Below are 16,720 nucleotides of genomic sequence, written 5' to 3'. Positions count from 1 at the left end.
GCCCACAAAGGACGCGAGGAAAAAGAGATGCCTGACAAGAACAAAACCCTGACATGATGTCAGAATCATTGTCTTACCAAAGAAACCATCAACCAACCCCCAAAAAAGAGGATCAGCCAACGGGGCATAACAAACTAATTCGTCGACTATGACACACTGTTGAGTTCTCAAGAATCAGACGCACACCGTCCCAGACCGTTTCCGGCCCGGCGGCGGGGCTTGCGTTCCAAACGTTAGCGGAGCGAATTCGGCGGCGCAAACTCGCGCTTTTCGCATTCGATTCCGCTCACCACGCACACTACTGACCGCGACTTTCGGGCCCCCGCTCGAGGCGGTGGCCGTCTGCTCGCGATGCAGGCGTGAGGGTGGTCGACCCGGGGCCGGGAACCCGATCCAGACCGGATCTTGTCCCCCGCCGCTCCCTGGCGACAGATGGAACGTTAGGCGACCTGTCCCCGCAGCGCCAAATCGAACGGGCGTGACGGCGGGCACAGGCACCTGACGGCGCTCGGAACAGGGCTCGGAACAGGGCTCGGCGAAGCGCTCAGACCGGCGCCGGCGACCCGACGACGTCGCGCGCGTCGGCCACCCGCCGGCAGCCCGCGAGACGCATGGCCTCGACCAGCTCGGCCCGGATCCGGTCCTGCAGCCGGCCCACGCCGTGCTCCCCCTCGACGAGGGCCCACAGGGGCAGGCGGCCCAGGAACGCGGCGTCGGCTCCGAGGCCGAGAGCGGCGAGCACGTCGGTGCCGGAGCCGAGGCCGCCGTCGACGTAGACCTCGGCGTCGTCGTCGGCAAGCTCCCGCACGATCGCGGGCAGCGCGCGCGCCGGCGCCACCGCGCGGTCGAGCTGGCGTCCCCCGTGGTTCGACACCCAGACGGCGGCCGCACCGGCCTGGACACAGCGGCGCGCGTCGTCGGCACGCAGCACCCCCTTGGCGACGACCGGCAGCCCGGTGCGCTCGGCGAGCCAGTCGAGGTCGTGCGGCCCGAGGTCGAGGGCCTTCTCGGCACCGGGCTGCGTGTCGTGGCCCGCGTCGAAGTTGACCCGGGTGAACGCGGGGTCCACGACGTCCCAGACCCGGTCGCCGGCCGGCTCCCAGGACCCCACCACCGGGGTGTCGACCGTGAGCACGACGGCCCGGGCGCCGGCCGACACCGCGCGCTCGAGCAGCGGCAGGGCGAGGGTCCGGTCGGAGGGGAGGTAGACCTGGAGCCACCAGGCGACCCCGGTGGCCGCGATGTCGGCGAAGGTCGACCCGGCGTTGCTGCTCACGACCATGAGGCCACCGGCCGCGGCCGTCGCGCGGGCCATCGCGAGCTCGCCGTCGGGGTGGACCGCACGCTGGAGCGAGGTGGGAGCGACGCCCACCGGCGTGTCGAGCCGGGTGCCGAGGACCTCGGTGGCGAGGTCGACGTCGGTCACGTCGTGCAGCACGTGGGGCAGGAACCGCACGTCGCGCCAGGCCGCCGCGGCCTCGTCGCGGCTGGTGCCGGCTCCGGCGCCGTGCGCGACGTACTCGTGCACGGGGGCGGGCAGGGACGCGCGGGCGCGCGCCTCGAGCCCGTCGACCCAGGACCTCGGCACCCCGACCACCTCAGACGACCTCGACGCCCTTGAAGCTCTTCTTGCCCTTGCGCAGCACCAGCCAGGTGCCGCCCACCAAGTCCTCGGAGGACGGCACGTGGTCGGGGTCGGTGATGCGGACGTTGTTGACGTAGGCCCCACCCTCGGAGACGGTGCGGCGGGCCTCGCCCCGGCTCTTGGCCAGCCCGGCGCCGACCAGGAGGTCGAGGACACCGGGCAGCCCGTCGCCCCGGTCGACCTGCACGCTGCCGGCCTCCCGCAGCGCGGCGCCGAGGGTGTCGGCGCTGAGGCCGCTCATGTCGCCGCCGCCGAACAGCGCCGCCGACGCCGCCTGGATCCGGGCGGTCTCCTCGGCACCGTGCACCAGCGTGGTGACGTGCTCGGCCAGGGCCTTCTGACCGACCCGCAGGAAGGGCTTCTCGGCGTGCTGGGCCTCCAGGGCCTCGATCTCGGCCCGCGGGAGGAAGGTGAAGATCCGCAGCAGCTCGCCGACCTTCTCGTCCTCGACGTTGAGCCAGAACTGGAAGAAGGCGTACGGCGACGTCATCCCCGGGTCGAGCCACAGGGCGCCGCCCTCGGTCTTGCCGTACTTGGTGCCGTCGGTCTTGGTGATGAGCGGGGTCGCGAAGGCGTGCACGGACGCGCCGTCCGCACGACGCACGAGCTCGACCCCGCCGGTGAGGTTGCCCCACTGGTCGGAGCCGCCGAACTGCAGCGTGACGCCGTGGTCGCGGAAGAGCGCGAGGTAGTCCATCGACTGCAGCAGGACGTAGCTGAACTCGGTGTAGCTGATGCCGGACTCCAGCCGTCGGCGCACCGTGTCGCGGGCCAGCATGCGGTTGACCGGGAAGTGCTTGCCGATGTCGCGCAGGAAGTCGATGACCGAGAGTCCGCCGGTCCAGTCGAGGTTGTTGACCACCGTCGCCGCGTTGTCGCCCTCGAAGGAGAGGAACGGCTCGATCTGGGCCCGGACCCGCTGGACCCACTCCGCGACCGTGTCGGCGGAGTTCAGGGTCCGCTCGCCGGAGTCGCGCGGGTCGCCGATCATGCCGGTCGCGCCGCCGACCAGGAGGTAGGGCGTGTGGCCGGCGTCCTGGAGGCGGCGCGCGGTGAGGATCTGGACCAGGTTGCCGAGGTGGAGGCTGGGCGCCGTGGGGTCGAAGCCGACGTAGTACCGCACGCTCCCGACCGCCAGCGCCTCGCGCAGGGCGTCGAGGTCCGTCGTGTGGGCGAGGAGTCCGCGCCACGCGAGGTCGTCGAGGAGGGTGGGGTCGAGGGGCACGTCGGGCCTTTCGGGACGGACGGCGGGCGGGTCCCGCCGGGACAAGCCTGCCGCACGAGGACCACCGGCGCCCACCCGCCCACCCCGTCGGAGGATGAGCGCCGCCGCCGCAGCGCCTATCGTGGCGCGCCAGGAGGTCAGACGTTGATCGCAGGCAGGTACACCCTCGACCGGGAGGTCGGGCGAGGGGGCATGGGCGCCGTGTGGCTCGGCCGCGACGAGGTGCTCGGACGCCAGGTGGCGGTCAAGCGGATCGGGCTGGCGCCGGGCGCCAGCGACGCCGACCTCCACCGCGCCGAGCGCGAGGCCAAGCTGGCGGCCCGGCTCAACCACCCCCACGTGGTCGCGGTCTTCGACCTCGTCGACGAGGGCGACCAGCAGTGGCTGGTCATGGAGTACGTCGAGGGCACCAACCTCTCCGGGCTGCTGCGGGACCGGGGCCGGCTCACCCCCGACCAGGCGGGGCCGCTGCTGGGCCAGGCCGCGGACGCCCTCGCCGCGGCGCACGCCGCCGGCATCGTGCACCGCGACGTGAAGCCGTCGAACATGCTGGTGACCGACGAGGGCCACCTCAAGCTCTCGGACTTCGGCATCGCGCGCGCCGAGGCCGACCCGTCGCTGACGCAGACCGGCCTGGTCACGGGGTCGCCGGCCTACCTGGCGCCCGAGGTGGCCTCCGGGTCGACCGCGACCGACCGCAGCGACGTCTGGTCGCTCGGCGCCTCGCTCTACCACGCGCTGTCGGGCCACCCGCCCTACGAGGTCAAGGACAACGTGCTCGGCGCGCTCTACCGCATCGTGCACGAGGACCCTCCGCGACTCGACGACGCCGGCTGGCTGGCCCCGCTGCTCGCGCACACGATGACCCACGACCCGGCCGATCGCTGGCCGATGCACCGGGTGCGGGACTTCCTCGCCGCCGGGCCGGGCTCGGCGCAGACCGCGGTGCTCCCCCGCGCCGGATCCGGTGAGACCCAGCGGCTCTCGGTGCTGCCGCCCGTCTCGACGGGCGTGGCCCCCGTGGTCACCCCCGCCGCGGCGGCGGCCGCCACCGGGGACCGGGCGGCACGGCCCCGGCGCACGGGGCGGGTGCTGGCCGCGGCACTGGCCCTCGTCGCCATCGCCGCGGTCACGGGGCTCGCCTTCGTGCTCGGCAACGACCGCGCCACCGAGCAGCCGGCCACCGCGGCCCCGGGCTCGGGAGGCAGCGCCTCGGGCAGCCCCGAGGCCTCGCCGTCGGGGTCGCCCTCCGGCTCCCCCTCGCCGACGGCGCAGCCACGGCCGACCGCGGCGTCGATGACCGCCTTCGTGGACCAGTACATCCCACTCGCCGCCTCCGACCCGGAATCGGCGTTCACGATGCTGACCCCGGCCTTCCAGCAGGCCAGCGGCGGGCTCGACGGCTACCTGGGCTTCTGGGGCACCGTGCGGCGTGCCGAGGTGCTCGACGTGAGCGCCGACCCTGCGGCGGGCACGGTCAGCTACGTCTACCGGCGTCAGACCGAGGCCGGCGGCGGGCCGGTCGAGGAGTCGGTGACCCTCCAGCTGGAGCAGCAGTCCGACGGCAGCTACCTGATCGCCGGCGACCTGGGCTGAGCCCTATCGTGGGACCCACCAATCGACGCCCGGGGGGACCTCACGTGCAACCGGTGGATCTCTACCGCGACATCGTGGAGTCCTCCCCCGACGGCGTCTGGGTGGTCGACCTCGAGGGGCGCACCGTCTACGCCAACCGGGTCATCGCCCGCATGTGCGGCGTGCCGGAGCACGAGGCCATGACGATGGACCTGCGCGCCGCGCTCGACCCCGGCGGGGTCGCCGACTTCGAGGCGCACCTGGCCGACCTACGCGAGGGCCGGGTGCGGGAGGCGCCGGTGGAGGTGCAGCTGCTGCGGCGCGACGGGGGCGTGCTGTGGACCCTGACGAGGGAGAGCCCGCTGCGCGACGAGCAGGGCCGCCTGACCCGCGTGATCTTCACCTTCACCGACTACACCGAGCGGCGGGCCACCACCGAGGCCCTGCGCACCAGCGAGGCCAGCCTCGCCGAGGCCCAGCAGATCGCTCGCATCGGCGGCTGGCACTGGGACCTCGACACCGGGCTGGTGACCGTCTCACCCGCGCTGCTCGCCCTCTACGGACTGCCCCAGGACGAGCCGCTGACCGACGTCGAGGGGTTCCTGGACCGGGTGCACCCCGAGGACCGGGGCCGGGTCGAGGACGCGGTGGCCCAGGCGCTGACCGGCCCCGAGGACCTCGCGTTCGTGGCACGGATGCGTGCCGGCGAGGGCTGGGTGTGGACCAGGGGCCGCGGCCGCGTCCACGAGGCCGGTGGTCGTCGGTGGATGGCCGGCACCCACCAGGACGTCACCGAGGCCCACGAGACCGAGCTGGCGCTGCAGGACCAGGTCACCCAGAACGCCCTCATGCAGACCGTGGCCAGCGCCGCCAACCAGGCCAGGACCCTGGAGGAGGTGCTGCTCCAGGCACGGTCGCTGGTGCTGCTGCACGACGACTGGGTGCGCGGGCGAGCCTTCGTGCCGGTGGCGGACAGCGACGACCTCGCCCCGCTGTACCGCGGCGAGGTCGAGATCGCGGAGGACCTGAGCACCCCCGTCGAGACGGCCGACGAGCTCGCGCTGGCCCGGCGGGTCCTGCGCGAGCAGCGGCCGCTGTGGGACGACGCCCGGCTCACCATCGGCTTCCCGGTCACGCTGGACGGCGAGGTCTGCGCGGTCGTCACCCTCACCAGCGACCCGCCGCTCTACCGCCACGCCATGATCGAGGCGATGGTCGGGCTGGTCGCCGGTCAGCTGGGACGTGTCGCCGAGCGCGAGCGCGACGACCGTGCACTCGCGACGGCCCGCGACGAGGCGATGGCCGCGTCGCTGCAGAAGTCGGAGTTCCTGGCCACGATGAGCCACGAGATCCGCACCCCCCTCAACGGCGTCATCGGCCTCACCGACCTGTTGCTGCGCTCGGGGCTGGAGACACGGCAGCAGCGCCTGGCCTCCGGCGTGCAGGTGGCGGGTCGCGCCCTGCTCGGCGTCATCAACGACATCCTCGACTTCTCCAAGATCGAGGCCGGGCGCCTCGAGCTGGAGACCCTCGACTTCGAGGTGCGGCTCGTGCTCGACCAGGTCGTCGGGGTGCTGGCCGAGTCGGCGCGCTCGCGCGGGCTCGACCTGTCGGTCTCCTGCCACCCCGACGTGCCGGTGGTGCTGGCCGGCGACCCCACCCGGCTCGCGCAGGTGCTCACCAACCTGGTGTCCAACGCGGTGAAGTTCACCGAGACCGGCGGGGTGGCGGTGCGCGTCACCGCCGAGCCGACGACCGGGCCCGCGGGCGACGGCGGGGTGCGGCTGCTGGTCACGGTGAGCGACTCGGGGGTCGGGGTCGACCCGGGCGAGCTCGACCACCTCTTCGAGCCCTTCACCCAGGCCGACGCCAGCACCACCCGGGTCTACGGAGGCACCGGTCTGGGCCTGGCCATCTCCCGCGAGATCGTCCAGGCGATGGGGGGTGACATCGCCTACGCCCCGCGCGACGCTGGCGGCAGCGTCTTCTCCTTCTCGGTGCCGCTGCGGGAGGCGGCCGGGGACGGCGTCGACCCCGCCGAGGTCGAGGCCCGGACACTGCTGTCGGGGCACCGTGTGCTGGTCGTCGACGACGTGGCCGCCAACCGGCTGATCCTCGAGGAGCAGCTGAGCTGGTGGGAGATCAGCACGGTCGGGGCGGCGTCGGCCGCCGAGGCCCTCGACGAGCTGGCCCGCGCCCGTGCCGCGGGCGACCCCTTCGACGCCGTCGTGCTCGACCTGGTCATGCCCGGGGTCGACGGCCTCGGCCTGGCCCGCGCGGTGCGGTCCGACCCGGCGTGGGACGGGGTACGGCTGCTCGTGCTCACCTCCACCCCGGCCGTCGCCGCCGACGACCTCGACGCCGCGGGCGTCGACGACTGGCTGGTCAAGCCCGTCGTCACCGGGGTCCTGCGCTCCACCCTCGTGCAGCTGCTGGGCACGGCCACCTCCGGGGCGGGCGGCGACGGCGCCGGCCAGGGGGCCGGCGAGGGCCGCACCCGCGAGCAGGACGACCCGGCCGTGCTCGGTCGGGTGCTCGTGGTCGAGGACAACGCGGTCAACCAGATGGTCGCCACGGGTCTGCTCGAGGCGCTGGGCTTCGAGGTCGTCACCGTCGACGACGGGGCCGAGGGGGTCGCCCGCGCCGCTGCGGAGGACTGGGACGTCATCCTCATGGACGTGCAGATGCCGCACATGGACGGCTACGCCGCCACCCGCGCCATCCGCGCCGCCGAGTCCGGTGCGCGCCGCCCCATCGTGGCCATGACGGCCGCGGCCGTCGAGGGTGAGCGCGAGCGCTGCCTCGAGGCCGGCATGGACGACTTCCTCACCAAGCCCGTCGACCCGACCGCCCTGGCGGCCACCCTCGGTCGCTGGCTGGGCGTCGAGGTCGAGATGCCCACCGCGCTGCGCCGCGCCACCGCCCCGCAGGCGGTGGCGCAGCTCGACCTCGACCGGCTCGAGATGCTGCGCGAGGTCGACGAGGACGGCACCTACCTGGCCCGTGCCATCGGCAACTTCGTCACCAACGGCGCCGAGACGCTCAGCCGGCTGCGGGAGCTGCTGGCGCAGGGCGCCGATCCGGCGGAGGTGCGCGGCTGCGCCCACAAGCTCGTGGGCGGCGCGCTCAACCTCGGCGCCCGCGACGCCGCCGAGGCCCTGCGCCGGGTCGAGCGCGTGGCCGAGTCGGGCACCACCGAGGGCATCGAGGCGCTGCTGCCCGGCGTCGAGGCGGAGGTGGCGAGGGCCGGGGCCGCGATGCTGGCCTGGCGCGACGCCACCCTGGGCTGAGCCGCGGACCGGTCAGCGGTCGGGGTCGGGAGGCGGCGGGCGGCGCTCCGGGCGCTCCCGGGGCAGGTCGCTCTCCGCCAGCGCGCCGTGGTTGGCGACCACGCTGGCCACCGGCGGGATCACCGCCGCGACCACGCTCATCACCACCGCCGCCGAGGTCGACCACAGCCGGACGACGTTCCAGGCGAGCACGACGAGCACGAGGCAGGTGCCCATCAGCACCAGGTAGACCCGTCGTCGTCGCGCACGCTGCACGGCCCCGACGTTACGCCTGCCGCACCGGGCAGCCGGCGACCCCCGGCACCGGCCGGGTGCCGAGCGCGGCCACGTCGAAGCCGTCGGGGTAGGAGCGCACGTAGGGCAGGTCGTTGACGGTGCGCGCGCTCGTGCGGCTCGGGAACGCCCGCAGCAGCAGGCCGCGCGCCTTGAGCGCACCGCGGGAGGCGGCCACGACGGCGGCCGGGGGCGCGGCGTACTGGAGGGCCGAGCGCAGCGGCGGGTCCATGAGCGCGCGGCTGAACACCTCGACCGCCCGTGCGGCGGGGCGGGGGTAGAAGGTGAGCATCAGCCCGAGCGTGGCGTCGGCGACCCGACGGGCGCCGGGGTCGTGGGCGAAGTGGACGGCCTCGTAGTCGTCGAGCAGCCGCTCGAAGCCGGCGTAGTCCTCCGGGACGTCGCGGATGCCGAGGTGGCGGCCGAGCTCGCGGTAGTAGTTGACCGACGCCCGCAGCTCGCGGTCGGTGAGCCGGCGCCAGCCGTAGTCGTCGACCCAGCGCTTGGGCACGACCACGAAGGTCGACAGCACGTAGCGCATCTCGTGCTCGGGGATGTCGTAGGAGCGGTGCATCTGGTTGATGCGCCGCACGGCCGTGCGGGCCTCGGGGTGCTCGAAGCCGTGGAGCAGCGGCACCTCGAGCAGCAGCCCGGTGTCGTCGTAGCGCTTCTGCACCGCCCCGGTGAACTGGCCGGTCTCGTCGAGCAGGCGACCGATGCCCGGCACGGCGTAGGTGCGGAAGAGCGCGAAGGAGAGGGCCTGGTTCATGTCCCAGGGCAGGTCGTAGGTGACGACGTTGCGGTAGATCTCGACGAAGTCGGTCTCGGGGTCGAGGCGGTCGTTGACCCGCCGCCAGTGGTCGCGGCCCACGCCGCCGAAGCGCTGCCCGCGCCAGGTGAAGGTCCTCATGGGAGCCAAACTAGAGCACCTGCTCCAGTCACGCTAGGGTCGTCGGCGTGAGGACCCCCGTGCAGTCGCGCAGCGAGTCGTCGGCCGACCGCATGCTCGCCGCGGCCCTCGACCTGCTGGCCGAGGGCGGACTGGCGGCGGTGACGGTCGCCGCCGTGGCCCGCCGGGCCGGCACCTCCAACGGCTCGCTCTACCACCGCTTCGGCGACCGCACCGGACTCCTGGTGGCCGCGCAGGCCCGTGCGCTGGCCCGGATCGAGGCGGCGACCGCCGCGTCGTTCGCCGCCGCCGACGCCGAGCCCGACGACGACCGCGCCGTGGGGCTGCTCGCCCGCGCCGCGCTGGGGATCTTCGCCACCGAGCGCGCTCCCCTGCGCACCTTCCTCGTCGAGGGCCGCAGCGACCCCCGGCTGGGCCCGCCCGCCACGGCAGCGACCCACCGCCTCGGCGACACGGTGAGCGGGTGGCTGGTGGAGCGCTTCGCGACCACGCCGGAGCAGGCCGGCGCGGCCTGGCGCGTGCTGTTCGCGCTCGGGGCGAGCCAGGCGCTCTTCGACGACGAGCAGGTCGCGGCCCGGCCGCTCGACGGCGACGTGCTGGGCGAGGCGCTGGCCCGGGCCGTGCTCGCGGTGGTGCGCGACGGCCCCGCCGGCTGAGCCGGCCGGGTCGCGACTAGAGCGTGCCGTCGCCGACGAGGTCGACCAGGTCGGCCACGGACTCGAAGACCCGGGTGGGCCGGTAGGGGAAGGTCTCGACCTGGTCGGCGCGGGTCGAGCCGCTGGTGACCAGCACCGTGCGCAGCCCCGCCTCGAGACCGCTGATGATGTCGGTGTCCATCCGGTCGCCGACCATCACCGTGGTCTCGGAGTGGGCGTCGATGCGGTTGAGGGCGCTGCGCATCATGAGCGGGTTGGGCTTGCCGATGAAGTAGGGCTGGCGGCCGGTGGCGGTGCTGATGAGCGCGGCCACCGAGCCCGTGGCGGGGAGCATGCCCTGCTGCGAGGGCCCGCTGGGGTCGGGGTTGGTGGCGATGAAGCGGGCTCCGTCGGCGATGAGCCGGATCGCGCGGGTGATGGCCTCGAAGGAGTAGGTGCGGGTCTCACCGAGCACGACGTAGTCGGGGTCGCGGTCGGTCATGACGTAGCCGATGTCGTGCAGCGCCGTGGTCAGGCCGGCCTCGCCGACGACGTAGGCCGTGCCGCCGGGGCGCTGGTCGGCCAGGAACTGCGCGGTCGCCAGCGCCGAGGTCCAGATGGCGCCCTCGGGCACGTCGATCCCGCTGCCGAGCAGCCGGGCGCGCAGGTCGCGCGGGGTGTAGATCGAGTTGTTGGTGAGCACCAGGAAGCCCAGGCCGGAGTCCTTGAGCCGCTCGATGAACTGCTGGGCGCCCGGGATGGGCACCTCCTCGTGCACCAGCACGCCGTCCATGTCGGTGAGCCAGGTCTCGACGGCCCGCTCCGGGTGGGCGCTCACGGCGCGGGGGTCTCGAGGCGGAAGCCGACGCCGCGCACGGCGACGACCTTCTCGGTGACGCCGACGCTCTCCAGCTTCTGGCGCAGCCGGCCGATGGTGACGTCGAGGGTCTTGGTCGAGCCGTACCAGTTCTCGTCCCACACGTCGGCCATCAGTCGGCCGCGGGAGACGACCTTGTCGCGCTGGGCGGCGAGGATGCTGAGCACGTCGAACTCCTTGCCGGTCAGCGGCACCTCGACGTCGCCGGCGTAGACCCGGCGCGCGCCGACGTCGATGCGCAGCCCGTCGTGGGCGGGCTCGGGCTCGCGGACCGCCGTGGTGCGGCGCAGCAGCGCCCGCACCCGCGCCTGGAGCTCGGCCAGGCCGAAGGGCTTCGCGACGTAGTCGTCGGCGCCGTAGTCGAGCCCGACGACGCGGTCGAGCTCGGCCGCGCGGGCGGTGACGATCATGATCGCGCCGCCGAAGCCGGCCTCGCGCGCGCGGCGGCAGACCTCCAGGCCGTCCATGTCGGGCAGGCCGAGGTCGAGGATCACCACGTCGGCCGGGACCGCCGTCGCGCCGCCGGCGAGGTCGTCGAGGGCCTTCTGCCCGCTGTCGACCCAGACGACGTCGTAGCCCTCGCGCTCGAGGGTGCGGACCAGGGGGAACGCGATGTCCTCCTCGTCCTCGACGACCAGAACCCGCGGCATGTGCCCACCCTAAGGCCAGGCGGGCCGCTCAGGTGGCAGGGGCGAACAGGTCGCCGAGGTCGGCGACGCGGTCGAGGACCTCCTCGAAGCGCAGCTGCTCCAGGCCGAGCGGGTCCTCGGCTCCCGCCTCGATCTCCGCCCAGGTCACGGGGGCGGCGACGGTGGGCCGCTCGCGCCCGCGCAGGGAGTACGGCGAGACCGTCGTCTTGGAGCCGGCGTTCTGCGACCAGTCCAGGAACACCTTGCCACCGCGCCGGGCCTTGGTCATGGTCGCCGTGACCAGCCTCGGCACGCGCGCCTGGAGTGCCTCGGCGACCTCCTTGGCCAGCGCGGTGGAGTCGTCGGGACGCATCCGGCCGGGCAGGTCGGCGTAGAGGTGCAGGCCCTTGCTGCCGCTGGTGACGGGGCGCACCGCCAGGTCGTGGCCCGCCAGCTCCTCGCGCACCAGCAGCGCGACCTGGCAGCACTCGTGCAGGCCGGCCGGCTCGCCGGGGTCGAGGTCGACGACGAGGCGGTCGGCGTTGCGCGGGCGCCCGTTGCGGCCCACCGTCCACTGGTGGACGTGGAGCTCGAGGGCGGAGAGGTTGGCCAGCCAGGTCAGGGTGGCCAGGTCGTCGACGACGGGGAAGACGACCGTGTCGCCGTGGCGGCTCGGGCCTCGGGTGCCGGTGGTGGGCACCCGGGCGGTGCGGACCCACGACGGGGTGCCCGCGGGGGCGTTCTTCTCGTAGAAGCTCGCGTCGGCGACGCCGTGCGGCCACCGGATGCGGGTCACCGCCCGGTCGGCGAGGTGCGGCAGCAGCACCGGGGAGACCCGGGCGTAGTAGTCGAGGACCTCGCCCTTGGTGGTGCCGGTCGCGGGGTACATGACCTTGTCGAGGCTGGAGAGGGTCAGCGTGCGGCCGTCGACCTCGACGCGCACCTCCTGGCGCTCGGGGCTCACCGGTCCTCCCCCGGGGCCGGCGCGACGACGTCCTGCGGAGCCAGGTCGGGGCGCAGGCCCTGGTACGACGGCTGGCGCAGCCGCTGAGCCCGCGAGGTGTGGTGGGTGTCGACGTCGACCACCAGCCGCGGCTCCACCCACCGGGTGCCGCGCGCGTCGACCGGGGGCACCTCGTCGGCGAACGGGCTGTCGCCCCGTGCGAGCGGGGCGAGCGCCTCGGCGAGCAGGGCGGAGGCCCGCCCGCCGATGCCGCTGCCCACCCGACCGCGGTAGAGCAGACCGTCGTGGGTGGGCTCGCCCACCAGCAGCGCCCCGAGCCGGTCGGTCGTGCCCTCCTGGGGCCGCCAGCCGCCCACGACGTAGGACAGCCGGTGGCGGTGGGCCCGCTTGAGCCAGTGGGGGCTGCGCTCGCCCGGGGTGTAGCGCGAGGTGAGCCGCTTGCTGACGATGCCCTCCAGCCCCTGCGCCCGCGTCGCCTCGGCGAGCATCGCGCCGTCGTCGTAGGTCGGCGGGACCTGCCACGTGCCGCCGAGGCCGTCGGCGACCAGGTCCTCGAGCAGCTCGCGACGCCGGGCGAGCGGCTCGCCGGTGAGGTCGGCCCCGTCGAGGCGCAGGACGTCGAAGACCATGAGCAGCGCGGGCACCTGCTCGGCCAGGCGGGCGGCCGTCGCGGCGCGGCGTACGTGCATCCGGTCCTGGAGCACGCGGAAGTCGGGCAGGCCCGCGTCGTTCATCGCGATGATCTCGCCGTCGAGGAGGACGTCGCGGCGCCCCAGCGGCGCGTCGACCAGGTCGGGCCAGGCCAGGGTGATGGCGTTGTCGTTGCGGCTGGTCAGGCGGGTGGAGCCGCCGGCGGTGTCGACGAGCGCCCGCACGCCGTCCCACTTCACCTCGTGGACCCACCCCGGGCCGGTCGGCACGTAGTCGGCCTTCGTGGCCAGCATCGGCAGCATGCGGCCATCCTGGCGCACCCGCCCCCGGCCGGCAGCACCCCGCGCGGGGTGATGACGCGCAGGCGGCGGAGGGGAATACTCGGCGCATGCGAGCCATCTGGAAGGGCGCCGTCTCCTTCGGCCTGGTCAACGTGCCGGTGAAGCTCTACGCCGCCACCGAGTCCCACGACGTCTCCTTCCGCCAGGTGCACGTCGCCGACGGGGGCCGCATCCGCTACCAGCGGATCTGCTCGGTCGACGGCGAGGAGGTGCCCTACAGCGAGATCGCGAAGGGCTACGAGACCGAGGACGGCGAGATGGTCGTGCTCACCGACGACGACATGGCCGAGCTGCCCGCGTCGTCCTCGCGCGAGATCGCGGTCGAGAAGTTCGTGCCGAGCGACCAGATCGACCCGATGCTCTTCGAGAAGAGCTACTACCTCGAGCCGGAGAAGTCCGGCGCCAAGCCCTACGCCCTGCTGCGCCAGGCCCTCGTCGACGCCGACCGGATGGCCGTGGTCACGGTGGCGCTGCGCCAGCGGACCTCCATCGCGGTGCTGCGGGTGCGCGAGGACGTGATCGTGCTCCAGACCATGATGTGGCCCGACGAGATCCGCACCCCCGACTTCTCCGTCGAGCCCGGCGAGGTCAAAGACAGCGAGGTCGCGATGGCCACGATGCTGGTCGAGACCCTGGCCGGGGACTTCGACACCGCGGAGTTCGAGGACGACTACGCCGGGGCCGTCGAGGCCCTGGTGAAGGCCAAGATCGAGGGCGGCGAGCTCAAGCGCACCGCCACCTCGACCAAGTCCTCCGGCGAGGTCGTCGACCTGCTGGCCGCCCTGCAGCGCTCGGTCGACGCCGCCAAGAGCGCCCGGGGCGAGGCGGGCCCGGCCTCGGCGCCGGCGGGGAAGACCACGACGAAGACCACGAAGAAGGCTGCGAAGAAGCCCACGACGAAGGCCACGGCCACGAAGGGCACCGCGAAGAAGAGCACCGCGAAGAAGACCCCGGCCGCCAAGACCGCCAAGACCGCGAAGACCGCCGCCACGCGCACCACGCGCAAGGCGGCGGCCCCGAAGGCCAGCTGAGGGCTCAGCCCCGGCCCGCCACCAGGTCCCGGAGGCGGGCCGAGCACTCCGCGGCGACCGCGCGCGCCAGCGCCGCCGCGTCGTCGTCGGCGTGCTCGGGCACGACGTGGTGCACCGTGCCGTCACGCAGCAGGTCGACGGCGCGGACCTGCTGGTGCTCCGACATCTCGGCCGCGTGGCCGGTGTCGCCGCGGTGCACGATCGCGCTGGCGCCCTCGGGGGGCAGCGGGGAGAGCCAGGCGCTCTCGGCTGCGACGACCACCTGCGCGGGCAGCAGCGCGAGCGCCCCTCCCCCGCAGCCCTGGCCGAGCACCACCGACAGGGTGGGCACGGTCATGGTGGTCATCGTGGCGATGCACCGGGCGATCTCGCCCGCGATCGCCCCCTCCTCCGCACGCTGGGACAGCTCCGCGCCCGGGGTGTCGATGACGGTGACCAGCGGCAGGCCGAGCTCCTCGGCGAGCCGCATGGCGCGCCTGGCCTCGCGCAGCGCGCCCGGCCCCATCGGGGTGGCGGGGGTCTGGCGCGTGCGGTCCTGGCCCACGACGACGCACGGCTGGCCGTCGAGGCGGGTCAGCGCGACGATCACGGTGTGGTCGTGCTCGCCCTCGTCGGTGCCGCGCAGGCGCAGCGTGCGCGACCCGGCGTGGCGCAGCAGGTCGCGCACCCCCGCGCGGCCCGGCGCCCGGGTGCGCTCGATGGCGGCCCAGGCCGAGGCGTCGGGGTCGGGCTCGCCGGTGCGGCGCGGCAGCGCCGGCTCGTCGGGGGCGTCGACCAGCACCGCCAGGGCCTGGTCGACCAGGGCGGGCAGCTGCTCGGCCGGCACGACCGCGTCGATGACGCCACGGTCGGCGAGGTTCTCCGCGGTCTGCACACCGCTCGGGAAGGGCTCGCCGTTGAGGGCCTCGTAGACCTTCGGGCCCAGGAAGCCGACCAGCGCGCCCGGCTCGGCGACCGTCACGTGGGCCAGCGAGCCCCAGGAGGCGAAGACCCCGCCCATGGTGGGGTTGCGCAGGTAGACGAGGTACGGCAGCCCCGCGGCCCGGTGGGCCATGATCGCGCGGGAGATCTCGACCATCTGCACGAAGGCGGGGGTGCCCTCCTGCATGCGGGTGCCGCCGGAGGCCGTCGTCGCGAGCAGGGGCAGCCCCTCGGCGGTGGCGCGGCGTACGGCGGAGGCGATCCGGTCGGCCGCGGCGCGACCGATGGAGCCGGCCAGGAACCCGAACTCGTTGGCCACGACCGCGACGGGCCGCCCGTGCATCGTGCCGCGGCCGGTGACCACCGACTCGTCGGTGCCGGCCTTCTGCGCGGCGCGCTCGAGCGCCGCGCGGTAGCCGGCGGAGTGCCCGGAGATGTCGATGGGGGCGTCCCACGACTCGTAGGAGCCGTCGTCGAGCACCAGCGCGAGCAGCTGGTGCGCGGTCCAGCGCTCGCTCACGCCTCCTCCTCCAGCCATGCGCGGAGGGCGGCGCCGTGCTCGTCGAGCACCGGCGGCGCGGCGTGGTCGCGCCGGGTCACCTCGGCTCCGTCGCTGTCGAAGAAGCGCAGCGGCGGGCCGGGCAGCGAGACCGTGCCGAGCGTGGAGTGCTCGACGTCGACGACCAGCCCCTGGCTGAGGGTCTGGTCCCAGGTGTAGACCTCGTCGAGGGTGCGGACCTTGCCCGCCGGCACCCCGACCTCGGCCAGCCGCGCGAGCAGGGGCTCGCTGTCCCAGTCGGCGAAGACCGACTCGACCAGGGCCACGACCTGCTCGCGCACGGCGACGCGCTCGGGGTTGGTGGCCAGGCCCTCGGCCTCCGGGTCGAGTCCGAAGCCGGCGCAGAAGCGGCGCCACAGGCCCTCGCTGCCCAGCGCGATCTGCACCGCGCCGTCGCGGCAGCGGAACAGGCCGTAGGGCGAGATCGAGGGGTGGTGGTTGCCCTGGGCGCGGCCGACCTCGCCGGCCACGGTCCAGCGGGTGCCCTGGAAGGCGTGCACGCCGACCAGCGAGGCCAGCAGGGAGGTGCGCACGACGCTGCCGCGCCCGGTGCGGTGGCGCTCGTTGAGGGCGGCCAGCACGCCGTAGGCGCCGTACATGCCCGACAGGAGGTCGGCGATGGGCGTGCCGACCCGCTGGGGGTCGTCGGGCCCGGAGCCGGTGAGCGACATCAGGCCGGCCTCGCCCTGGGCGATCTGGTCGTAGCCGGCCCGCCCGCCCTCGGGACCGTCGTGGCCGAAGCCGGTGATGGAGAGCACCACGAGACGCGGGTTGCGCCGCTGCAGCTCCTCGATGCCCAGGCCGAGCCGCTCGAGGACGCCGGTGCGGAAGTTCTCCACCAGCACGTCGGCGCGGTCGACCAGGCGCAGCAGGACCTCGCGGTCGCCGCCCTCGCTGTCGTCCTTGAGGTCGAGGGCGATCGACTCCTTGTTGCGGTTGGCGGAGAGGAAGTACGTCGACTGCCGCTGGTCGGGCTCGCCCACGAAGGGCGGGCCCCAGCCGCGGGTGTCGTCGCCGCCCTGCGGGGTCTCCACCTTGACCACGCGGGCGCCGAGGTCGCCCAGCATCATCGTGGCGTGGGGGCCGGCCAGGGCGCGGGTCAGGTCGACGACGAGCACGTCGGCCAGGGGGGTGCCGCTGGGGCCGGCACCGGGGGTCCGGCCGGGGGTCTGGTCGGGGGTCTGGTCGGTCATC

14 protein-coding genes are annotated in these 16,720 nt (G+C 74.2%); 4 read left to right on the top strand and 10 right to left on the bottom strand.

All coding sequences use genetic code 11. From position 1 onward, the window contains the following. Positions 1-544: 544 nt before the first annotated feature. Together ASF47_RS20415 and tyrS are read right to left on the bottom strand one after the other, a co-directional pair. Positions 545-1,588, bottom strand: coding sequence for an alpha-hydroxy acid oxidase (locus tag ASF47_RS20415; RefSeq protein ID WP_200919264.1), 1,044 nt, complete (start codon positions 1,586-1,588; stop codon positions 545-547). Between the two features lie 10 nt (positions 1,589-1,598). Next, positions 1,599-2,870 carry a tyrosine--tRNA ligase gene (gene tyrS, locus ASF47_RS20410; protein ID WP_056865883.1) on the bottom strand — a complete coding sequence of 424 codons (1,272 nt, stop codon included), beginning with the start codon at positions 2,868-2,870 and terminating at the stop codon, positions 1,599-1,601. A 144-nt stretch (positions 2,871-3,014) separates the two neighbouring features. Here tyrS and ASF47_RS20405 point away from each other — a divergent pair, with 144 nt between their 5' ends. Beyond that, complete coding sequence (locus ASF47_RS20405; RefSeq protein WP_156698090.1) at positions 3,015-4,466, top strand: serine/threonine-protein kinase; 1,452 nt, start codon at positions 3,015-3,017, stop codon at positions 4,464-4,466. Between the two features lie 53 nt (positions 4,467-4,519). Then, a complete protein-coding gene (locus ASF47_RS20400; protein ID WP_056865881.1) occupies positions 4,520-7,735 on the top strand; it encodes a hybrid sensor histidine kinase/response regulator in 3,216 nt (1,071 codons plus the stop codon). Positions 7,736-7,747: 12 nt separating this feature from the next. Here ASF47_RS20400 and ASF47_RS20395 read toward each other — a convergent pair whose 3' ends face one another. Together ASF47_RS20395 and ASF47_RS20390 are read right to left on the bottom strand one after the other, a co-directional pair. Then, positions 7,748-7,990, bottom strand: coding sequence for a DUF3099 domain-containing protein (locus tag ASF47_RS20395; RefSeq protein ID WP_056865880.1), 243 nt, complete (start codon positions 7,988-7,990; stop codon positions 7,748-7,750). Between the two features lie 10 nt (positions 7,991-8,000). Then, positions 8,001-8,918 carry an oxygenase MpaB family protein gene (locus tag ASF47_RS20390; RefSeq protein ID WP_082500577.1) on the bottom strand — a complete coding sequence of 306 codons (918 nt, stop codon included), beginning with the start codon at positions 8,916-8,918 and terminating at the stop codon, positions 8,001-8,003. Between the two features lie 47 nt (positions 8,919-8,965). Between ASF47_RS20390 and ASF47_RS20385 the strand changes: the two genes are divergently transcribed. Then, positions 8,966-9,574: a TetR family transcriptional regulator gene (locus ASF47_RS20385; RefSeq protein ID WP_156698089.1), complete on the top strand. Its 609-nt coding sequence runs from the start codon at positions 8,966-8,968 to the stop codon at positions 9,572-9,574. A 16-nt stretch (positions 9,575-9,590) separates the two neighbouring features. Here the strand turns inward: ASF47_RS20385 and ASF47_RS20380 are convergent, their stop codons facing one another. Genes ASF47_RS20380 through ligD (ASF47_RS20365) form a run of 4 tightly spaced genes read right to left on the bottom strand, consistent with a single transcriptional unit; the run spans position 9,591 to position 12,976 of the window. Continuing rightward, complete coding sequence (locus ASF47_RS20380; RefSeq protein ID WP_056865892.1) at positions 9,591-10,346, bottom strand: HAD-IIA family hydrolase; 756 nt, start codon at positions 10,344-10,346, stop codon at positions 9,591-9,593. Between the two features lie 41 nt (positions 10,347-10,387). Beyond that, positions 10,388-11,080: a response regulator transcription factor gene (locus ASF47_RS20375; protein WP_056865878.1), complete on the bottom strand. Its 693-nt coding sequence runs from the start codon at positions 11,078-11,080 to the stop codon at positions 10,388-10,390. Between the two features lie 28 nt (positions 11,081-11,108). Next, the gene (gene ligD / locus ASF47_RS20370) at positions 11,109-12,023 is read right to left on the bottom strand and encodes a non-homologous end-joining DNA ligase (RefSeq protein WP_056865877.1); all 915 of its coding nucleotides are present in this window, start codon (positions 12,021-12,023) and stop codon (positions 11,109-11,111) included. Further along, positions 12,020-12,976, bottom strand: a complete 957-nt coding sequence (gene ligD, locus ASF47_RS20365) for a non-homologous end-joining DNA ligase (protein WP_056865876.1) — start codon at positions 12,974-12,976, stop codon at positions 12,020-12,022. The genes ligD (ASF47_RS20370) and ligD (ASF47_RS20365) overlap by 4 nt, the downstream gene beginning before the upstream one ends. An 86-nt stretch (positions 12,977-13,062) precedes the next feature. On the opposite strand from ligD (ASF47_RS20365), the gene ku reads away from it, so the two are divergent. Then, entirely contained in the window at positions 13,063-14,046 is a 984-nt protein-coding gene (gene ku, locus ASF47_RS20360) for a non-homologous end joining protein Ku (protein WP_056865875.1), read from the top strand. Positions 14,047-14,050: 4 nt separating this feature from the next. Here ku and ASF47_RS20355 read toward each other — a convergent pair whose 3' ends face one another. Together ASF47_RS20355 and ASF47_RS20350 are read right to left on the bottom strand one after the other, a co-directional pair. Next, a complete protein-coding gene (locus ASF47_RS20355) occupies positions 14,051-15,487 on the bottom strand; it encodes a carboxyl transferase domain-containing protein (protein WP_082500576.1) in 1,437 nt (478 codons plus the stop codon). Then, entirely contained in the window at positions 15,484-16,719 is a 1,236-nt protein-coding gene (locus ASF47_RS20350; protein ID WP_082500575.1) for a CaiB/BaiF CoA transferase family protein, read from the bottom strand. The genes ASF47_RS20355 and ASF47_RS20350 overlap by 4 nt, the downstream gene beginning before the upstream one ends. Between the last annotated feature and the right edge of the window lies 1 nt (position 16,720).

The sequence above is a fragment of the Nocardioides sp. Leaf285 genome (genome assembly GCF_001422955.1).
Classification (GTDB): domain Bacteria; phylum Actinomycetota; class Actinomycetes; order Propionibacteriales; family Nocardioidaceae; genus Nocardioides; species Nocardioides kribbensis.
The sequence above is the reverse complement of the archived record's forward strand: the minus strand, read 5'-3'. Positions and strand labels throughout refer to the sequence as shown.